This is a genomic window from Flavobacterium nackdongense (assembly GCF_004355225.1).
In the GTDB taxonomy this organism is placed as follows: Bacteria; Bacteroidota; Bacteroidia; order Flavobacteriales; family Flavobacteriaceae; genus Flavobacterium; species Flavobacterium nackdongense.
Window position 1 is genome coordinate 3214275 of record NZ_CP037933.1, and the last position, 20786, is coordinate 3235060.

General features: G+C 35.7%; 14 protein-coding genes. All 14 read left to right on the plus strand.

Annotated elements, in window-relative coordinates; all coding sequences use genetic code 11:
- Nucleotides 1-496 precede the first annotated feature (496 nt).
- The 14 genes from E1750_RS13705 to asnB all read left to right on the plus strand — a co-directional run bounded on the left by E1750_RS13705 (nucleotide 497) and on the right by asnB (nucleotide 20771).
- A complete protein-coding gene (locus tag E1750_RS13705; protein WP_133277327.1) occupies nucleotides 497-1534 on the plus strand; it encodes a Fic family protein in 1038 nt (345 codons plus the stop codon).
- Nucleotides 1535-2465: 931 nt separating this feature from the next.
- Nucleotides 2466-3254: a polysaccharide biosynthesis/export family protein gene (locus E1750_RS13710; protein ID WP_133277328.1), complete on the plus strand. Its 789-nt coding sequence runs from the start codon at nucleotides 2466-2468 to the stop codon at nucleotides 3252-3254.
- Nucleotides 3255-3266: 12 nt separating this feature from the next.
- Nucleotides 3267-5729 carry a polysaccharide biosynthesis tyrosine autokinase gene (locus tag E1750_RS13715; RefSeq protein ID WP_133277329.1) on the plus strand — a complete coding sequence of 821 codons (2463 nt, stop codon included), beginning with the start codon at nucleotides 3267-3269 and terminating at the stop codon, nucleotides 5727-5729.
- A 21-nt stretch (nucleotides 5730-5750) separates the two neighbouring features.
- Nucleotides 5751-6737, plus strand: coding sequence for an SDR family oxidoreductase (locus tag E1750_RS13720; RefSeq protein WP_133277330.1), 987 nt, complete (start codon nucleotides 5751-5753; stop codon nucleotides 6735-6737).
- A gap of 488 nt (nucleotides 6738-7225) precedes the next feature.
- The gene (locus tag E1750_RS13725) at nucleotides 7226-8509 is read left to right on the plus strand and encodes a nucleotide sugar dehydrogenase (RefSeq protein ID WP_165698056.1); all 1284 of its coding nucleotides are present in this window, start codon (nucleotides 7226-7228) and stop codon (nucleotides 8507-8509) included.
- Nucleotides 8510-8773: 264 nt separating this feature from the next.
- Nucleotides 8774-9844: a dTDP-glucose 4,6-dehydratase gene (gene rfbB / locus E1750_RS13730; protein WP_133277331.1), complete on the plus strand. Its 1071-nt coding sequence runs from the start codon at nucleotides 8774-8776 to the stop codon at nucleotides 9842-9844.
- Between the two features lie 68 nt (nucleotides 9845-9912).
- Nucleotides 9913-10383, plus strand: coding sequence for a UpxY family transcription antiterminator (locus E1750_RS13735; protein ID WP_133277332.1), 471 nt, complete (start codon nucleotides 9913-9915; stop codon nucleotides 10381-10383).
- A 422-nt stretch (nucleotides 10384-10805) separates the two neighbouring features.
- Nucleotides 10806-13232 (plus strand): SLBB domain-containing protein, encoded by a 2427-nt coding sequence (locus E1750_RS13740; RefSeq protein WP_133277333.1) that lies wholly within the window; start codon nucleotides 10806-10808, stop codon nucleotides 13230-13232.
- A gap of 82 nt (nucleotides 13233-13314) precedes the next feature.
- Nucleotides 13315-14376, plus strand: coding sequence for a Wzz/FepE/Etk N-terminal domain-containing protein (locus E1750_RS13745; RefSeq protein WP_227873896.1), 1062 nt, complete (start codon nucleotides 13315-13317; stop codon nucleotides 14374-14376).
- 126 nt (nucleotides 14377-14502) lie between these two features.
- On the plus strand, nucleotides 14503-15783 hold the full coding sequence (locus tag E1750_RS13750; RefSeq protein WP_133277335.1) for an oligosaccharide flippase family protein: 1281 nt from the start codon (nucleotides 14503-14505) through the stop codon (nucleotides 15781-15783).
- On the plus strand, nucleotides 15771-16991 hold the full coding sequence (locus E1750_RS13755; protein ID WP_133277336.1) for an O-antigen polymerase: 1221 nt from the start codon (nucleotides 15771-15773) through the stop codon (nucleotides 16989-16991). The genes E1750_RS13750 and E1750_RS13755 overlap by 13 nt, the downstream gene beginning before the upstream one ends.
- Nucleotides 16988-17812: a glycosyltransferase family 2 protein gene (locus E1750_RS13760; protein WP_133277337.1), complete on the plus strand. Its 825-nt coding sequence runs from the start codon at nucleotides 16988-16990 to the stop codon at nucleotides 17810-17812. Before E1750_RS13755 ends, E1750_RS13760 begins: the two co-directional genes overlap by 4 nt.
- Nucleotides 17813-17819: 7 nt before the next feature.
- Entirely contained in the window at nucleotides 17820-18881 is a 1062-nt protein-coding gene (locus tag E1750_RS13765) for a glycosyltransferase (protein WP_133277338.1), read from the plus strand.
- Nucleotides 18882-18884: 3 nt separating this feature from the next.
- Complete coding sequence (asnB, locus tag E1750_RS13770) at nucleotides 18885-20771, plus strand: asparagine synthase (glutamine-hydrolyzing) (protein ID WP_133277339.1); 1887 nt, start codon at nucleotides 18885-18887, stop codon at nucleotides 20769-20771.
- Nucleotides 20772-20786 lie beyond the last annotated feature (15 nt).

Sequence of the window (20786 nt, forward strand, 5' to 3'; positions counted from 1 at the left end):
GGGAGTTGGGAGATGGAAGTACGATATACGATATTAGAAGTACGAAGTTTGCAGTTTACAGGTTGCAGGTTGCAGGAGGAGTTTAGAGTTTAAAGTTTAAAGTTGTTTAAGGTTGTTGATAAACGTAAGTAGGTATCCTTTGCGTTGGAAGTGGGGAGTTGGGAGATGGAAGTACGATATACGATATTAGAAGTACGAAGTTTGCAGGTTGCAGTTTACAGGTTGCAGGTTGCAGGAGGAGTTTAGAGTTTAAAGTTTAAAGTTGTTTAAGGTTGTTGATAAACGTAAGTAGGTATCCTTTGCGTTGGAAGTGGGGAGTTGGGAGATGGAAGTGGGTTGTTAAGACAAAAACGGAATACGATTTTGAATGTGATTGGAGGCAATTAGGCTTGCGATTAAAAAGATATTCAGCTCGATTTTGTTTGTTATTTGGCTCAAAAAACATATTTTTGAGCTGAATTATCTGTATATTTGAGCCGAATAAATATTTTGTAAGATGAAAGTAGATAGCAATAGTGCTGTTTTAGAATTTATCAGAAATAATCCTAATTGTTCTTCAATGGATATTTTTGAAAAAGCCAATACTTCTTTGGGGCTTGCCACTATCAAGCGAATTTTACAAAAAAATGTTGGGTTAGGCTATTTGCAGGTTGCAGGGAAAGCTAAAAATACACGTTACAGCATTGGTTCCTATTTCCAGTTTTTATACCCAATTGACATAGATGATTATTTCAAAAAAGAGATTGATGAACGGAATAGCAACACTGTTTTTAATTATCAGGTGTTTGAATTTTTCAAAAATTGTACTGTTTTTGAACAGGAAGAGTTAGATAGACTGAATGTTCTTCAAGATCAATTTGCTAAAAACACGAAACATTTAACGGACCTAGAATATCATAGTGAGTTAGAGCGTCTGGCCATTGACTTGAGTTGGAAGTCCTCACAAATAGAAGGCAATACCTATTCATTATTAGAAACAGAGCGATTGTTGAAAGACAAAGAAACCGCTTCTGGAAAAACAAAAGAGGAAGCTATAATGCTTTTGAATCACAAAGAAGCCATTGATTTTATTGTAGTAAACCCTGATTATTTAGAAACGCTAACGGTTTCGAAATTAGAAAATATTCACAGTTTGTTGATCAAGGATTTGAATGTAGATAAAAACATCAGAAAAAGAAGAGTGGGTATTACAGGAACAAATTATCGGCCTATTGATAATGAATTTCAAATACGAGAAGCTTTAGAAATGATGTGTGGCATTATAAATACAGAAACCAATGTTTTTATAAAATCCTTGTATACACTTGTTTTGTTATCGTATATTCAAGCATTCAATGATGGGAACAAGCGTACAGCGAGAATTGTAAGTAATGCTATTTTGTTAAGTAAAAAGTATTGCCCTATTTCTTTTAGAACAGTAGATACCTTAGTTTACAAAAAAGCAATGCTAGTTTTTTACGAACAGAACAATATATATCCTTTCAAAAAGATTTTTATCGAGCAATTTGATTTTGCAGTGAAACATTATTTTTGAAATTAGGTTGCCATTGATAGGTTGGAAGTTGGAAGTTAGAAGAGGGAAGTACGATATACGATATTAGAAGTACGAAGTTTGCAGTTTGCAGGTTGCAGTTTACAGGTTGCAGGAGGAGTTTAGAGTTTAAAGTTGTTTCAGGTTGTCGATAAACGTGAGTAGGTGTCCTTTGCGTTGGAAGTGGGGAGTTGGGAGATGGAAGTACGATATACGATATTAGAAGTGCGAAGTTTGCAGTTTACAGGTTGCAGGTTGCAGGAGGAGTTTAGAGTTTAAAGTTGTTTCAGGTTGTTGATAAACGTGAGTAGGAATCTTTTGCGTTGGAAGTGGGGAGTTGGGAGATGGAAGTACGATATACGATATTAGAAGTGCGAAGTTTACAGGTTGCAGGTTGCAGGTTGCAGGTTGCAGGAGGAGTTTAAAGTTTAAAGTTGTTGATAAACGTAAGTAGGAATCTTTTGCGTTGGAAGTGGGGAGTTGGGAGATGGAAGTACGATATACGATATTAGAAGTACGAAGTTTGCAGGTTGCAGGTTGCAGGCTGACAGGTTGCAGGAGGAGTTTAAAGTTTAGAGTTTAAAGTTGTTTCAGGTTGTTGATAAACGTGAGTAGGAATCTTTTGCGTTGGAAGTGGGGAGTTGGGAGATGGAAGTACGATATACGATATTAGAAGTACGAAGTTTGCAGGTTGCAGGCTGACAGGTTGCAGGAGGAAGTATGATATACGAAATTAGAAGCACGAAGAACGAAGTTAAAAGTGGGGAGCGGGGAGTTGGAAGTGGGGAGATGGGAGATGGAAGAGGCCCTTTATGAGGCTCAGGGGGGTATAGGGCTAAGATTGTGAAATTTGCTCATAAATTTGCTATTGAAATTGCGCTTGAAGTTTGCTGTTGAAAAATGAAACCTTATATTTGTTACCTAAAATGTGATAATGAACAAATCCATATGCTATATATTGCTGGGAATTAGTATTTTTTTTACTTCTTGTATTCCTACCAAAGATCTTATATACCTTCAGAATAAAAATGGAACTGCGGCAGAGGCCACTATTTCTGAGGTCATGTTGAAGCCTTATCGACTGCAAGTCAATGATGTGCTGAGTATTACCATCAAGGCAGATGATCCGAAATTGGTCTCTATTTTCAATCCTACTAATAAAGGCGAGACCGATAACGTGGGGTCGTCCTTGTATTTTTCGGGATACACCGTCGATGATCATGGCATGATTCGCATTCCGGTTTTGGGTGAGATTACCGCTATTGGTTACACGGTCGACGAGTTACGATTGAAAATTGAGCAAAAACTTTTGGATGATTATTTCAAAAAAGAAGCTAATATTTTCGTCATTGTTCGCTTGGCGGGTTTCAAATATACCATTAATGGCGAGGTAGGAAGCACTGGGACGAAATTTCTATTTCAAGACCATGTCAATATCATGGAAGCGATAGCCAATTCGGGCGATATTACAATTACTGGCGATCGAAAAGCCGTGACTATTATTCGGCAAACTCCCACCGGAACCGAGATGCACGATATTGATCTTACCGATATCAACGTGATGAAATCTCCTTATTATAATTTGCAGCCCAATGATTTTGTTTATGTAAAGCCGCTCAAGCAAAAAACTTGGGGAACTGGGAAGACTGGGATAGAATCGTTGTCTACCATTATTACACTGATTTCATTAGTGACTACTACCTTAGTGCTTTTACAATTATAATACTATTCAAAAATGTTAGATATAAAGGATTTTTCGATTTTTGAAGCCCAAAACGGATTTGATTTTAAAGGATTTTTAATCAAAATTGGTAGTTATTGGAAATGGTTTTTACTCAGCTTAGCCATCACTTTTACCATCGCCTATCAGGTTAATATTCGAAAGGAAAAGATTTATGCAATGGAAACCTTGATTTCGGTCAAGGAGGAAACGAATCCGCTTTTTACTTCAAATACCAGTTTGGTTTTCAACTGGGGCGGTACGTCTGACCAAGTGCAAACTATCGCCACGACCTTGCAATCTCGTTCTCATAATGAGTTGGTTGTCGAAAAATTGCAATATTACATCGGGTATTTGTCACAAGGGAAATACAATCTTGTAGACGCTTACGGGGCAGCACCCTTTTATGTAGCCATCGATAAAACAAAAGGGCAACTGAGCGGAAGCCTTATCGGAATTAAATTTTTGAGTGAAAACGAATATGAAGTACGTATCCCTTTTGGCAGTAATTCGGTTTCTTTGATCACCTATGCAACGAATACCTACAGTACTACCTCGGTCGTCGTGGGTGATTTTGTAAAAAAGTACAAGGTTGGGGAGCAAGTTTCATTGCCCTTTTTGAACTGGAAATTGCAGATTAAAGACAATCCTGGTTTGTACAAGGGGAACGAATATTTTGTGCAATTTAACGACTTCGACGGTACCGTTTCTGCATACAAAGGCATCAATATCAAGTCGGATGATAAGGGTGGATCGATCATAACGCTGGGTATGCAAGGCACTAATAAGGCGCGAATGGTAGAGTATCTCAATGCTACTGTTCAGATGCTCATCAAAAGGCAATTGGATGGAAAAAATCAATTTGCTACCAATACGATTCGATTCATTGATAGCACCCTCATTGCGATGGAGTCGCAACTCAAGGAAACTACTAACGAGCTCAAATCCTTTCGGAAAGGTAAAAACATTTACAATATCGAAGGCGATGGCTCGAAGTTTTCGGATAAAGTATTGGAATATGATGTTAAAAAGGATGAGATCAACCGCAAAATAACCTATTACAATTCGTTAAAAGCCTATTTGAAAAGCAGTGTTGATTATGCAAAATTACCGGCGCCCTCTGTGGCTGGAATAGAAGATCCCAATATCGTGGTCAATGTGTCGAAACTAATTTCGCTTTCGACCCAAAGGTCAGAAATGGCTTATGCCGTCAAAAGTGAAAAGATTTTCAGGGATTTTGACAATCAGATGGAGGCCGTAAAAAAGGTTTTGATGGAGAACATCGCTACTGCCAAGGAGGCGCTGCAGTATGATTTGGCCATGGTCGAAAGCAAAATCAATGAAGCCGAAAGCACCATTAAACAATTGCCAGAAGATCAACAGGAGCTGATCAAAATTAAGAGAAAATACGATTTGAGCGATAATATTTATAGTTCCTTCCTTCAAAAAAGAAGCGAGGCCGATATTGTGAAAGCAGCGAATCTGTCGGATATTCATTTTATTGATCCCGCTAAGGATATTGGAGGAGGGCTTGTCGGTCCCAACACCAGAGTCAATTATGTCTTGGCCTTTTTTCTAGGTTTGCTTTTCCCGTTGCTAATGGTCTTTGCTATTTTCTTCATCAACAATGCCATTCAAAACACAGAAGATATCAGCAGATTGACTCAAATTCCGTTGATTGGCGTCATTGGTTTGAGCAAGGAATCGTCTGATTTGGCGGTTTATTTGAAACCCAAATCGGCCTTATCAGAGTCTTTTAGAGCCATTCGTTCCTCGCTGCAATACTTGTACAAGCAGCAATCGTTGACCGGAGCGAAGACTTTAATGATTACCTCGTCGGTCAGTGGCGAAGGCAAGACTTTTACCACTTTGAATATTGCCACTGTTTTTGCTTTAAGCGAGAAAAGGACGGTCATTATTGGTTTGGATTTGAGAAAACCTAAGCTGTTCGAAGAATTTAATTTGACCAATGAAGTCGGGGTTGTCAATTACCTAATCAAGCAAAAGACTGTTGACGAAATCATTAATCCTACCCATATTCCCTTTCTGGATGTTATTCTTTCGGGGCCCATTCCGCCCAACCCCGCCGAGATGATTATGAGTGATGGCATGCACGATATGATTGAAGAACTCAAGAAAAAATACGATTACATCATTCTAGACACCCCGCCGGTAGGTTTGGTTTCGGATGCGCTGGAATTGGCTCAATATTGTGATGTTATCTTGTATATTGTGAGACAAAATTTTACCAAAAAAGAGATGATTACCTTGCTCAACAACAGAGTAAAACGTGGGGAGCTGAAAAATACCAGCATTATCTTGAACGGATTCCAAAATAAAGCTAAGTATGGCGCTGGTTACGGTTATGGTTATGGCTACGGTTATGGCAATACGACCTACTCTAATGGGTACAATGAGGATGATAAACCTAGAAATTTTATAGAAAAAGCAATCCGGAAATTTAGAAAATTCAGTTGAATATTCTTTTAAACCATTTGAATGAAATTAGAAACAAAAAGTAAATTATTGATTACAGGGGGAGCTGGCTTTATTGGTTCCAATCTGTGTGATTATTTTTTATCCAAAGGGCATCAAGTGGTGTGTTTGGATAATTTTGCTACGGGGCATCGTCATAATTTGAAGGATTTTATCAATGATAAAAACTTTCGATTGATAGAAGGCGATATCCGAAATTTAGAGGATTGTCAAGAAGCGGTAAAGGGCGTTGATTTTGTGTTGCATCAGGCAGCTTTAGGTTCGGTTCCTCGTTCCTTGAACGATCCCATTACCTCAAATGAGGTCAATGTTTCAGGTTTTTTGAATATGCTCGTGGCCGCTCGCGATGCGAAAGTAAAGCGCTTTGTTTATGCGGCTAGTTCTTCCACTTACGGAGATTCAGTTGGCTTGCCCAAAGTAGAGGAAGTCATCGGGAAACCGCTGTCGCCTTATGCTATAACCAAATATGTCAACGAGTTGTATGCGGAAATATTCAGCAAGACTTATGGTTTGGAAACCATCGGGTTGCGGTATTTTAATGTTTTTGGGCGCAAGCAAGACCCTAATGGGGCTTATGCTGCGGTCATTCCCAAATTTGTGCTGCAGTTGATGCAACTCGAAAGTCCAAAAATTAATGGCGATGGTAATTATTCAAGGGATTTTACGTATATCGACAATGTGATTCAGATGAATGAATTGGCGATGCAAACCCAAAATCCTGCTGCGGTGAATACAGTTTACAATACCGCTTACGGTGACCGCAATACCTTGAATAATTTGGTTGATTATCTAAAACAATATTTATCACATTACAACCCGAAAATTGCGGAGGTTGCTATTGAATATGGCCCTAATCGTGCCGGAGACATTCCTCATTCGTTGGCGAGCATCGACAAAGCGAAATCCTTATTAGGGTATGAGCCGAAGTTTTCTTTGCAAGCAGGATTGAAAGAGGCCGTGGATTGGTATTGGGAGAATTTAGCACACTAGCGACCAAAGGGGAATTGAAGATTTTAGTATTAAGATTTGAGTATTAAGTAACTCGTTGGGTGAAATTATTAAATTTTTAGAAATAGTAAAATTGAAACGCATAGAATCATAGAAAAAAGAGTTGGATAGCCCAGTTCTTGGGTTCACATAGCTATGATTTACTAAAATCAAGCGAAGCGTCTTAATAAAATTAACCCGTTGGGTGAAATTATAAAATTTTTAGATGTAGTAAAATTGAAACGCATAGAATCATAGAAAAAAGAGGTTATAGCCCAATTTTTGGGTTCACATAGCTATGATTTACTAAAATCAAGCGAAGCGTCTTAATAAAATTAATAAAAAACTATGATTCTATGTGTTTAAAAAAAATTAAATTGAATTACACCCAACTGGTTATTAAGTATTAAGACAGTAGGAAGATAGAAGTTATCCTCAGAAGAAATAATAAACAAGGTTTTCGAAATTGGGAACCCAAAAACAATAAAAAATTGAATACTGATATAAAAATAGCCGTAATCGGTTTGGGATATGTAGGTTTGCCACTGGCACGATTGTTTGCTACGCACTATTCAGTGGTGGGATTTGATATTAATCAGGAGCGAATAGATGCCTTGCAGCAAGGTGTCGACAATACCCTCGAGATTGATTCCGATAGTTTAAAGCAAGTACTTGTAGCTAGTGCTACGAGCAATAATGGATTGTATTGCACTTCTACTTTGTCTGAAATTGCAGATTGTAATTATTATATCGTTACGGTTCCAACCCCTGTGGACAAAAATAACCGACCTGATTTAACCCCTTTGTACAAGTCCAGCGAAACGGTTGGTAAAGTACTGAAAAAAGGTGACATCGTTATTTATGAATCGACCGTTTATCCGGGAGTGACTGAGGAGGAATGTGTGCCTGTTTTAGAAAAAATTTCAGGTTTAACTTTTAATGTTGATTTTTTTGCAGGCTATTCGCCGGAGCGCATCAATCCTGGAGACAAAGAGCATACAGTGGATAAAATACTGAAAGTCACTTCAGGTTCTACCCCAGAAATTGGTCAGAAGGTCAATCAATTGTACCAGTCGGTAATCACGGCTGGAACGCATTTGGCGCCCTCGATAAAAGTGGCCGAAGCGGCTAAGGTCATCGAAAATTCGCAACGCGATATCAATATTGCTTTTGTCAATGAGTTGGCTAAAATCTTTAATATTCTAGAAATTGATACTCAGGCTGTTTTGGAAGCGGCAGGCACTAAGTGGAATTTTCTGCCTTTCAAACCTGGCTTAGTTGGCGGACATTGCATCGGTGTTGACCCCTATTATTTGGCACAAAAAGCACAGGAAAATGGCTATCATCCTGAAATAATTTTAGCAGGGCGCCGTTTGAATGACAGTATGGGAGATTATGTCGCTTCGCAGGTAGTGAAGTTGATGATCAAGAAAGGGATTACGATTAATGGCGCGAGTTTGTTGATGCTAGGAATTACTTTTAAAGAGAATTGCCCTGATGTTCGGAACACTAAAATTGTAGATGTGATCAAGGCATTGGAAGATTACGGTATCTCTGTCAGTATTTATGATCCTTGGGCTAATCCCGCCGAGGTTTTGCACGAATATGGACTGACTACAGCTATTAATTCCCCAAAATCGACTTTTGATGCTGTGGTTTTGGGTGTGGCACATCAGGAGTTTTTGACGCTAAACCTTGCTGCTTTACGCAATAAAAACAGTGTGGTTTACGATGTGAAAGGCGTTTTGGGAGCTCAGGCCGATGGGAAATTGTAGCCCCCTAACCCCCAAAGGGGGAAGTTAGATGTACGAGCTTAGATGCACAAGGAGGGAAGCGGGAAGCCAGAAGATGGAAGTAGCGGTTTGAGGTACGAGGTGGGAAGTTGTTAAAAATAGAGAATAGAAAATAGAGAAAAGAAAAATAGAGCAGATAGCAGGAAGATGGAGGAGTGAGGTCAAGAGGCTAGAGATGCGATGAATCGCGGCTGTACTATTGAGAAAATTGGGGAAGATTTGAATTGAATATTAATTTAGTAGAAAATGAAAAAAATATTGATTACCGGTGGTGCAGGGTTTATTGGGTCGCATGTGGTGCGTCGCTTTGTGCAAAACTATCCTGATTACCAAATTTTTAATTTGGATGCGCTTACGTATGCAGGGAATTTAGAAAATATTAGTGATATTGAAAAAGAGCCGAATTACACTTTTGTAAAAGGGGATATCACCGACGAGGCTTTTATTGGTCAATTGTTTCAAGAGCATCAGTTTGATGGTGTGGTGCATTTGGCGGCCGAATCCCATGTGGATCGTTCGATTGAAGATCCTATGGCTTTTGTAAAAACTAATGTAATTGGAACCGTCAATTTGCTTAATGCAGCACGCAAAATATGGGCGAATGCCACTGAGGGCAAGCGTTTTTATCATGTGAGTACCGATGAGGTTTATGGTTCGTTGGGTGCTGAGGGCTTGTTTACTGAAACGACTCCGTATGACCCAAATTCACCTTATTCGGCTTCGAAAGCGAGTTCGGATCATTTTGTGCGAGCTTATGGTGAAACCTATTGCTTGCCTTTTGTGTTGACCAATTGTTCGAATAATTATGGCCCCAATCATTTTCCCGAAAAATTAATTCCGTTATTTATTAATAATATCATTCATAATAAACCTTTGCCGGTGTATGGCGATGGTAATTATACTCGTGATTGGCTGTTTGTCATTGATCACGCAGCGGCTATTGATTTGGTTTTTCACCAAGGTAAAAATCACGAAACCTACAATATTGGTGGGTTTAACGAATGGAAGAACATCGATTTGGTCAAAGTCTTGTGTCGAATTATGGATACTAAACTCGGACGAACTGCTGGTGAATCGGAAAAATTGATTACTTATGTCAAAGACAGACCGGGTCATGATTTGCGCTATGCTATTGACGCTAACAAAATTAATAAGGAATTGGGTTGGGAACCCTCGGTTACTTTTGAGCAAGGATTAGAGATTACCATCGATTGGTATTTGACGCATCAGGAATGGCTGAACAATGTGACTTCTGGTGATTATGAGAAGTATTATGAGAAGATGTATAGCCCCCTAGCCCCCAAAGGGGGAATTTGAGGTTAGAAGTTAGAGGTTAGAAGTTAGAAGAGGGAAGCTGGAAGATTATCTATAGAACAGAATCAACTATGAATTGGTATGTAGTGTACACCAAACCCAAATGGGAGAAGAAGGTTGCGGAGCGGTTGAACGCCATTGGGGTTGTTGCTTATTGTCCGCTGATTACCAAAGAAAGTCAATGGTCGGACCGGAAAAAAATGGTTCAAGTCCCTTTGTTTAATTCTTATGTTTTTGTTCAGATTGAGGAGAAAGAGCGCAATCGCATTTTTGAAGTGGTCGGTGCGGTTCGTTATCTGTTTTGGTTGGGAAAACCTGCCCTTGTAAAGGATTCAGAAATTGAGGCTATTAGGTCTTGGCTTTCTGTTCCTGAAACTTATGAGGTGGCTGCTGAACAATGGAAAAAAGGGGATAAGATCGTATTGGAATCAGGTCCTTTTTCGAGTCAGTCGGCAGTAATACAAGAGGTCAAAAAGAATCATTATGTTTTGATTTTAGAATCTTTAGGTTGCGTGCTTAAAGTGAATAAAAAAGAGATTTAATCTCTTTATTTTAAAATTTAATGAATAGAAATTGGGTGTTTGGAGCAAGGTTTATTTGCAATTGGTTTGTTTATAATAAAATAGCGTAGAAAAAAGCGTTTTATTTTAGGATTTTCAATTGGTCAAATTCCTTTCTTAAATCGCCCATTATTTTTTTATTTACTATAAATTTGCAAGCGTTTCAGTTGTGGCAAGTTCTTTATGGGAGTTGCAGCGGCGAAGCCATGGAAAGTTGGAAGTACGAAGTTTGAAGTACGAAGTTAGAAGTTGGAAGTTGTTCTTCCCTTCGGCAGGCTCGGAATTAACCTTCGTTAGTTTCTAGATGACAATTAAGTCGAAGGTGTCATTTGATCGTGTAAATTGTAAGGATATGAAAATCCTTTTATAAAATATTATATTTACCATTTATTACCATAAATATTATGAGAAAAATAGTTACTGTCTTTATATTAGTTTTTGTTCTTTTTCAAACGGGTACCTTGCGGGCTCAGGATTTGCTGAAGGGAACCGATTTGAGTACTTTAAAAGTCGATTATATGTCCGATGGTGATATTGCCAAAATAAAAAGTCAATTGCAGAGCAATAATACTACTATTGAGCAAGTAGAGCCTTTAGCCTTGGCCAAAGGGATGTCGGCGGCAGAGTTTGATAAATTAAAAGTTCGATTGAGTGCTACGAGCATGGTGTCATCTACGGCTGCGTCGAATGGAAATGTTTTAAATGAAATCAAGGGAGCACAAGGTCGTCAACAAGAAAGAGTGGTCAATAATAAGGTGAAAGACACTATGAATTCCTTGGTTTTTGGCTCGGAATTGTTTGATACTCCGGATTTGAATTTTGAACCTAATTTGAAATTGGCTACGCCAGTTAACTATGTTTTAGGGCCAGGTGATGAATTGCAAATCAGTGTTTATGGTGTTCAAGAATACAGTGCTACTATTCCGGTTAGTACTGAAGGGAAAGTCAACATTCAGTATGTGGGACAAATTCCAGTATCGGGAATGACCATTGAGGCGGCGACTCAAAAAATCAGAGGAGCTATATCCAGGGTATACAGTACTGTGGCTTCGGGTCAATCGCAGGTGGGTATTAGTTTGAGTCGCATTCGAACCATCAAAGTAACGATTATAGGTAGTAAACAGCCGGGAAATTATTCTATTTCGTCATTGGCGACCGTTTATAATGCGTTGTTTTTGGGTGGAGGTCCTGGAAAAAACGGGAGTTACAGGAATATTGAACTTTTAAGAAATAACAAGCTATACAAGAAAATTGATATTTATAATTTTTTGGTCAATGGCAATCAGGCGGATAATGTGGGGTTGAAAGACAATGATGTGATTCGGATTCCTGCTTATACCCAAAGAGTTACTGTAGAGGGGCAAGTGAAACGTCCGGGTATTTTCGAGATGAAATCGGGTGAGACTTTCAAAGATTTATTGGCGTTTGCTTCTGGTTTTAATGAGTTTGCTTATACCGCCTCTGTGAATGTATTGCAGAAAACATCCAAAGATTTTAAAGTAAAAGACATCAAATCTTCAGAATTTGGCAGCTACAAACCACTTTCGGGCGATGTTTTTCGGGTTTCGAAAATTTTAAATCGTTTTGAGAATCGGATTTCCATCAATGGAGCTGTTTTCAGGCCCAATACCTATTCTTTTTATGAAGGAATGCGTATTTCTGATTTGATCAATCAAGCGGATGGATTAAAGGAAGATGCTTACACAAGTAGAGCGACTATAGTTCGCACCAAAGCCGATTTGACTACCGAAGTGACCAATGTCAATTTGGATCGTGCCTTGTCAGGCGAAGTTGAGGCTGATATTTATTTGCGTAAAGAGGATGTGGTGACTGTTTATTCAATTTTAGATTTCAAAGAAGACTATAAAATAACGATTGATGGCGAGATCAAAAAACCGGGGGTTTATGAGTTTCACGACAATCTGACCTTGAACGATTTGTTGGTTCAAGCCGGCGGATTAACCGGTTCAGCTTCGAAAAGAGTTGAGATTGCCCGCATGATCAAGTCTGACGAAAATAATGATGCCAACCCGAGCCGAGTGCAATTGTTTAATTTGGAGATTGCCTCAGGAAATAATGAGCAAATCAAGAATTTTATTTTAGCACCTTTTGATGTTGTGAACATACGCCGAATGGCCGTCTATGAAAAGCCGGAAATGGTAACCGTAAGCGGAGCAGTAAATTATACCGGGAAATATGTTTTAGCCAATAAGAAGGAAAAAATATATGATGTGATTCAGCGCGCTGGAGGTTTGACCTCGGTAGCGAATGTGGATGGAGTAAAAATCAAGAGACCCATTCAAGCTAAGCAAATAGAAGAATTGGAAAACGTGAATTTGAATTTAGGGAAGAAAGATTCCATTCAAAACAAATTGACTAAAAAGTTGAAAGAGGATTTGAAGTATGCTACGATTCCTGTTGATTGGCGAAAAATTGTAAAAGACCCTTCTGATAAAACGAATGTTACCTTGTTTCCCGGTGATGAAATCGAAGTTTCGATTTACAATGAGAGTGTAAAAGTATCGGGTAGTGTGCTCTTGACTTCTGAGATCCCTTACAGCAGAGGAAAAGGATTTAGTTATTATTTGGGAGCAGTAGGTGGTACTGATGCCAAAGGCTGGAAGAATAAAGCGTATATTATTTACCCAAATGGAAGGGCAGCCGTTTCGAGTTCTTTCTTTTTTATCCGTTCGTATCCAAAGGTTTTACCCGGTTCACAGATTGTAGTTCCTGAGAAACCAGAGACCAAAAAGATGAGTACAGGAGAATGGGTTAGCATTGGTAGTGTGATTACGAGTTTAGCTTTATTAATTGTAACTGCCTTTAAATAAGAGATTGTAGCAGGCAGTTCTAATAGCTTTCAGGAGCTAAATTTCGAGTTAAAATAAAACTAAAAACAAAATGAATAATCGAATGACAACAAAAGAACCGATAGTCAAAGATGAAATTTCGTTAAAAGAGCTTATAGAAAAGGGAAAGGAGTGGTATGACTATTTTCTATCGCAATGGAAGATTATTGTGATAGCTGGGTTTATTGGAGCTGTTCTCGGTTTGGGCTATTCATTTATTAAAAAACCTGTGTATACGGCTAAATTGACATTTGCATTAGAAAGTGAAAAGTCGAGTGGAGGACTAGGGGGAGTATTGGGATTAGCTAGTTCTTTTGGATTTGATATTGGTGGCGGTGGCGGAGGTATTTTTGAAGGTTCCAATTTGAATGAGTTATTTAAGTCGCGTACCATGGTGGAACAGACCTTAATGAAGCCCGTTGTATACAATGGAAAGACCATTTCGTACGCAGAAATGTATATTCAAATTAAAAAATGGAGAAAGAACTGGATAAAGAAACCGAAATTAGCCAAAATTGAATTTGCACCAAATACCAAGAGAAAATATTTTACTAGAGTACATGACAGTATCTTGGGGCAAATTTATGGTGATTTGTCGAAAAACTGTTTGACTGTTGCTCAAAAAGATAAAAAGGTAAATATTATTACTATGGAGTTTTCTTCTGGGAATGAACAATTCGCAAAAGATTTTTGCGAAGCCTTAGCACGAGAAGTTGGTTTGTTCTATGTTTCCACTAAAAGTAAAAAGGCAAGAGCTAATATGGAAATTTTGGTCAGACAAACCGATTCTATACGTGGCGAGTTGAATAATGCCATTACTGGCGTGGCAACAGCGAACGACAATACATTTAATTTAAATCCAGCACTTAATATAAGAAGAGTACCATCGTCAAAAAAGCAAGTCGATGTTCAGGCCAATGCCGCCATCCTTACAGAATTAGTAAAACAAACTGAGTTGGCCAAAGTTACCGTTCGTAGGGAAACGCCATTGATACAGGTTTTAGACCGCCCCATTTATCCGTTGCAAAAGGAGAGACTAAGCAAGGCGAAAGGCATCATGGTTGGAGGATTTTTAGTTGAGTTACTATTGATCATTGTATTGATGGTCAAGAAAATGTTTTTATAAAGCGACATATACAATTGAAGTCTGCTCTTTGCCACTATAAGTAGTAAACGAATCGTTGTTCAGACATTAAAAAATGAGCTTATTCTAGCTTAATTTCTTTTATTAAAGAAGACATACCCATTTATAATGTTTAAATCACATCAATTATTTATCAATAATTTTTCTATTTATTTTTTAGGATTACTCTCGAGTGGTTTGATTAGTTTTATTACTATACCTTTAATTGTAAAATATTACGGAGTTGATGGTTATGGGAGTTTTTCATTAGTTCAGAATGTTATATTAGTATTAATTTCATTTGGCGGAGGTTGGCTTAATCAATGTGTTTTGAGGTTTAATAATTACAGTACACATTTTAAGTTTTCTATTTTTCAATTGTTTTTTATTACTTTTTTTCCAATAAGTTTGTTGTGTTTTGGGATTTTGACTCTTATGGATGTTGGAATTCTAATTGCGACAATGGGCACAGTCACAATGTTTTTAGGCAGTTTAGTGGCGTTATCAATTGTTTTTTACCAATCAAAATTTAATGCCCGAAAATCATTTTATTTTGATTTTGTTAGAATAGTGGTTTTTGTACTAATGGTACTCAGTTTTCACTTTGTATTAGGTGAATTGTCAAGTTTGTTAAGGCTAATTCTTAGCCTTTTTATTAGCTATTTACTATCTTTTTTTTTTCTTCTTCGAATAGATTTTAGATTTTTTAAAATATCGATCGATTTATTTATAAAAAAAATCAATAGGGATTATTTTGCCTCACTTTTTAAGCAGCATCATTATTTGTTTCAGTATGGTTGGCCTTTAGCTTTATGGTTTACTATTTCCTCACTTTTAAATGTTTCGGATAGATATATTATAGGTTATTATTTGACAGAAAAGGATTTAGGTACTTATTCTGCGATTTATGATTTATTATATAAAGGCATAACCCTTCTATATGCCCCAATTTTGGTCGCTGGGTTCCCTATTATGACTCAAAAGTATAATTCAGGTAATAAAAGCGATGCTTTACGGTTTTTGAAAAAATTGATTTTTTTTGAAACTATAATTTTCATTGTCCTACTCGTAGCGGCTTATTTTTTGAAATCGTTTTTTATTATAAAAATTGTAGGTATTGCGGCTACGGAGCAGTCAGTTGACTTGGTATTACCAATTGTATGTGGCGCATTCATTTGGCAACTAGCCATGCTAGTGCATAAACCGCTCGAGTTTGAATTGAAAACGAAAACAATGCTTTTATTTAGTGCGGTAGCTCTAGCGGTTAATTTGGTCTTGAATATTGTTTTTATCCCTGTTTATGGAATTGTATTTGCATCCTATTCCACTGTACTATGCGCTTTGGTTTATTTGCTGCTCACTGTGTTTTTTATTGGATTTTTAAATAAGAAGGAATTATGTGGTACATAGTTTTTTTATTTATTATTGGACTCAATGTATTGTTTAATTATTCCATTAACAAAACTATTGGGTATCCCCCTTTCTTGTTTAGTCTGGTATGGTTTATTGTTATTTTTTTTCATTTCTTATGCCACACTTTTGATTTGGTGACCATATTTGAATTGTCCTTTAAGGCCTTGGCCATTTACACTTTAGGTGTTGTATTGTTTACTTTAGGTGGTTTGGCGATTAAATTGAAATGTAAGTTTGAATATGTTGATTCTACGGAAAGCGAGATATTTTTAGTAAGAAAAAATATTGATGTTGTTTTAATTCTAATTTCGTTAATATTTTTGCCTTTTTTTATAATGAGCAGTTACCGCCTAGCTATCGAGTATATGATTTATGATAGTTTATTTGCTGGTCTGCGAAATTCTTCTGTACAAGAGCAGGATGTCGGATTTTCAAAGTATGGAATAAATTTTTCCTATGTAAGTTTTTTTTTGCAAAGCTATCGTTATGTTCGAAATAGAGAAAATAAATTTAAAGTTTTTCTTTCTGCTTTTATATTGTTGATTTATTGTATTCTGTCTACAGGTAGAACTTTTTTTATTCTTTATATCTGTTTATTTTTTGGGGTACTTATAGTATTCAATAAATTAAAAAGGAAGTATTTAATTTATGGTATATTGAGCATCATCATCTTATTTGCAACAATTGGTATTTTACTTAATAAAGGTGGATCCACTGAAAATAGTTTAATAGAAAACATATCAGGTGTATTAGAAAGTTTTATGGTCTACTTTATTGGAAGTTTAAGCGCTTTTGACTCGTTTCTTAATTCTAATTATACCTACACTTATGGGCAAAATTCCTTTCGGTTTATTTATAGTATGTTATATAAAATTGGTGTGGTCGAACAAAAACCAATTGATCTTGTAGATCAATATGCTTCAATCCCTTTTGACACTAATGTTTATACTATTTATAAAATCTATTTTCAAGATTTTGGTCTTTTATTTATGATGATTGTTATTTTTAGTATGGCTCTTTTGCATACCTTTTTTTATCTAAAAGCAATTAACGACCGCAAGTTTATAAATACGTTTCTATATTCCATAATGCTGTATCCCTTATTTATGTCTTTCTTTCAAGAACAATATTTGTCCTTATTGCCAACTTGGATTTATCTAATTTCTATTGTTATGGTTTTTAAAAATTTTTTAACCATAAGATGAAAAGTATATTAGGGGTAGTTATAACCTTTAACCCGAATTTAGAATTATTAAAGGAAAACATCAATTCTTTTATTAATTCCGTAAATGAAGTTGTCATTATTGACAATGGTTCAATGAAGATTGAAGGTTTACTTCTTTTAGAAAGCAGCAAAATAAGAGTTATCAGTAATAAATCAAATATTGGTATTGCAGCTGCTTTAAATCAGGCTATTTTATATGCTCAAAAAAGTCATTTTGATTATATGTTGACTATGGATCAAGATTCTTATTTTGAAAGCTCCACGCTTTCCAATTTGCTTTTAGGTTTCAAAATTAAAAATGCGGCCATAATTTGTCCAAATATTAAAGACATGAACAGTAATCAATTTTTGACATTGACTAAAGAATATACAGAAATATTTACCACCATAACATCAGGTAGTTTATGTAAAGTTGATAAGCTTATAGAGGTCGGTGGTTTTGATTCCAAAATGTTTATTGACTATGTAGACTTTGAATTGTGTTTGCGGCTCCAGAAAAATGGGTATAAAATTTTTCGCTGCAGCGAAAGCATATTGTGTCATCATCTAGGAAAGAGTAAAATCTATAATTTTCTTGGAATCAAAATAGTAGGTACAAATCATTCTCCTATAAGAAGATTTTATTATGCCAGAAATAAAATTTATATTTATAAAAAGTATTTTTTTATTTTTCCCATTTATGTACTTAGAGATGTTTTATCATTTATGAAAACTATATTAATTATTCTCTGTTTTGAAAAATTGAAAACAAAAAAAATTAAGATGATACTGAAGGGAATCTGGAAAGGCACTTATTTATAGACACAAAATGAAAATTTTATTTTTGCCTAAGTACAACCAGCAAGGTCCGAGTAGTAGGTATAGGATTTATCAATATTTAGAATTTTATAAACGAGAAGGGTTAGAAGTAACAGTGTCTCCTTTATTTGGGACGCGCTTTTTTGTCAATAATAAACTAATAAAAATTTGCTACACCCTGTATTATTATTTTCGTAGATTTTTCAAATTATTAGGAGTTTTTCAATACGACTTGGTATATATAGAATATGAATTATTTCCCTATTTTCCAGCTGTTTTTGAGAAGTTGTTAAGAGTTACAAATGGGAAATACATTGTTGATTATGATGATGCTATTTTTCATAATTACAACAAATCAAAACATAATTTAATCCGTGTATTACTTTCAAATAAAATTGATTCTGTCATAAAAAATGCGAGTTATGTAATTACAGGTAGTCCTTATTTAACTGAATATGTAAGTAAGTTGAATACCAATTATGTCGAAATTCCTACATCTGTAAGTAGGAATAAATATACTTCAATATCAGATTCGGAAAAGAATGCTATTTTTACTTTAGGCTGGATAGGTTCAAGAACTACAAGTGTCAATTTGCTGAACCTTATTCCAGCATTTGAAGAGTTGAGCAAAAAAATAAAGTTTCAGTTGAATTTGATAGGTTTTGATGAAGGTTTATCGCATCAGTTGAGTCATTTGAATGTTAATTTTGTAAAATGGAATGCTGAAACAGAAATTCAAGAAATAAAAAAATTTGATGTTGGTATTATGCCCTTAGAAAATACTCCTTTTAATCAAGGCAAGTGTGGGTTTAAATTAATACAATATATGGGATGTTCTCTGCCTACCATTGCCACACCGCTGGAGGCTAATGTTAAAATTAATAGAAGCGGTAAAAATCTTCACGCTATAACTACGGAAGATTGGGTTGATGCTTTTAAAGAAATACATCAAAATAGAGACTATTATAAAGCTATAGGTAAAGAAAATTTTAATGATTTTGAAAAATTTTATACAGTCGAAAACAATAGTGAAACCTATGTCAAAATCTTTAAAGAAGTAAAATATAAATAGTATATGTGCGGAATAAACGGATTTGTGTCTCAAAGTCCTTTAGAAACTAAAACCATTAATGGTATTATGGAGACAATGAATAATGAAATTATTCATCGTGGTCCTGATCAAGACGGTTTTTTTACTGAAAACAATCAAAAATTTTCGATAGGAATGGCCATGAGGCGATTGTCTATAATAGATTTGACCACAGGTAAGCAACCAATATTTTCTTCGGATAATCAAAAGATAATTGTTTTCAATGGCGAGATCTATAATTACAAAAAACTAAAGCAGGAGCATCTAGTTGGATATAATTTTAAAACCAATTCTGACACTGAAGTGATTATTGCCTTATATGAAAAATATGGGGTAGATTCATTTTCTTTACTAGATGGGATGTTTGCTTTTAGTATTTATGATAAAACTTTAAATAAAGTATTTATTGCCCGCGATTTTTTTGGTGAAAAGCCATTGTTTTATTGTTCTAATCTGGACGGGTTTTATTGGTGTTCGGAGTTAAAATCGATATTAAAAATTTTTCCTACTAAACCCAAAATTTCTAAGCAAGGAATAAATCTTTATTTTCAGTTGCATTATATTCCAGCTCCATTTACAATTTATGATTCTATTTTCAAATTAGAAGCCAATCATTATTTAGAATTGGATTGCGTAAGTTCTAATTATGAAATTAAAGAAATTAAAGAAAATAGTATTTCTAATTATTCTCATATAAATAAGGAAGAAGCTGTCAAAAAAAATCGCGAATTAGTTTATAAAAGCGTAGAAAGTCGCTCGGTTTCGGATGTTCCCATTGGAACATTTCTTTCAGGAGGAGTCGATTCTTCTATAGTTTCGTTATGTTTAGCTCATCAAACCGATAAAAAAATAGAAACATTTTCGGTTGGATTCGATAAGAAATCATTTGATGAAACGGATAAATCCCGTACCGTTGCAAAAATAATAAACAGCAATCACCACGAGTTTATTTTATCAGAAAACGACTTAGCCGAAAGTATTGATGCTATTCTTCTAAATTTCGATGAACCGTTTGCAGACTCATCAGCATTGCCAACTTATTTAGTAGCCAACCAGACCAAACAATTTGTTACTGTTGCCCTAACAGGTGATGGAGGAGATGAGGTTTATGGAGGGTACAATAAATACTATATGGGAAGAATGAATAGAAATTATACCAAGTATGTACCTCAGGCCTTTCATGTCTTTTCTGAACATATTTTAAATACACTTTGGCATTCAAAAGAAGATCAAAGGGGACTTTTGTTTAAAGCCAAACGCTTTATGAAGGCTGTAAATTATGAAGGTGATTTTTATTTTGATATAGTCTCACTCGCATTTTTAGAAAGTGAGAGAAAAGAAATTTTTAATTCAAATACTTACCTAGAAGACCCGCTTTCTTATTTTAAAAAAATTATTGGTGCCAATAATAAATCGCTGACCGATTTTCGAAACATCGATCGATTATTAAGTCTTGAAGGAGATTTGTTAGTTAAAGTAGATAGGGCTGCAATGTTGGCTTCTTTAGAATGTAGAGCGCCATTTCTCAATAGAGATTTATGGGAATTTACAAGTAGTTTGCCGGAGAGTTATTTGATAAATAATTGGGATAAAAAGCATATGCTTAAGGAATCATTTAAACAATATTTCCCTAAAGATTTTTTGAATAAGTCAAAAAAAGGATTTGGTGCTCCAGTAGGAGATTGGATGCGCGGTGTACTTAAATTAGAATTGTTATTTTATACTGAAAAGAGTTTTATTGAAGAACAAAATATTTTTAATTACGAAGTAATTTCAAAGCTTGTAAATAATCACGTTGAAGGAAAGATAGATAATACAATACGAGTGTTTACTTATTTTTGTTTTCAGAAATGGTATAAAAACAACTTTTAGTGCATTTATAAACAT

Bases quoted from the DNA above. Each gene is read 5' to 3' on its own strand.
- E1750_RS13705 (WP_133277327.1), top strand. From the start codon at position 497: ATGAAAGTAGATAGCAATAGTGCTGTTTTAGAATTTATCAGAAATAAT.
- E1750_RS13710 (WP_133277328.1), top strand. From the start codon at position 2,466: ATGAACAAATCCATATGCTATATATTGCTGGGAATTAGTATTTTTTTT.
- E1750_RS13715 (WP_133277329.1), top strand. From the start codon at position 3,267: ATGTTAGATATAAAGGATTTTTCGATTTTTGAAGCCCAAAACGGATTT.
- E1750_RS13720 (WP_133277330.1), top strand. From the start codon at position 5,751: ATGAAATTAGAAACAAAAAGTAAATTATTGATTACAGGGGGAGCTGGC.
- rfbB (WP_133277331.1), top strand. From the start codon at position 8,774: ATGAAAAAAATATTGATTACCGGTGGTGCAGGGTTTATTGGGTCGCAT.
- E1750_RS13735 (WP_133277332.1), top strand. From the start codon at position 9,913: ATGAATTGGTATGTAGTGTACACCAAACCCAAATGGGAGAAGAAGGTT.
- E1750_RS13740 (WP_133277333.1), top strand. From the start codon at position 10,806: ATGAGAAAAATAGTTACTGTCTTTATATTAGTTTTTGTTCTTTTTCAA.
- E1750_RS13745 (WP_227873896.1), top strand. From the start codon at position 13,315: ATGACAACAAAAGAACCGATAGTCAAAGATGAAATTTCGTTAAAAGAG.
- E1750_RS13750 (WP_133277335.1), top strand. From the start codon at position 14,503: ATGTTTAAATCACATCAATTATTTATCAATAATTTTTCTATTTATTTT.
- E1750_RS13755 (WP_133277336.1), top strand. From the start codon at position 15,771: ATGTGGTACATAGTTTTTTTATTTATTATTGGACTCAATGTATTGTTT.
- E1750_RS13760 (WP_133277337.1), top strand. From the start codon at position 16,988: ATGAAAAGTATATTAGGGGTAGTTATAACCTTTAACCCGAATTTAGAA.
- E1750_RS13765 (WP_133277338.1), top strand. From the start codon at position 17,820: ATGAAAATTTTATTTTTGCCTAAGTACAACCAGCAAGGTCCGAGTAGT.
- asnB (WP_133277339.1), top strand. From the start codon at position 18,885: ATGTGCGGAATAAACGGATTTGTGTCTCAAAGTCCTTTAGAAACTAAA.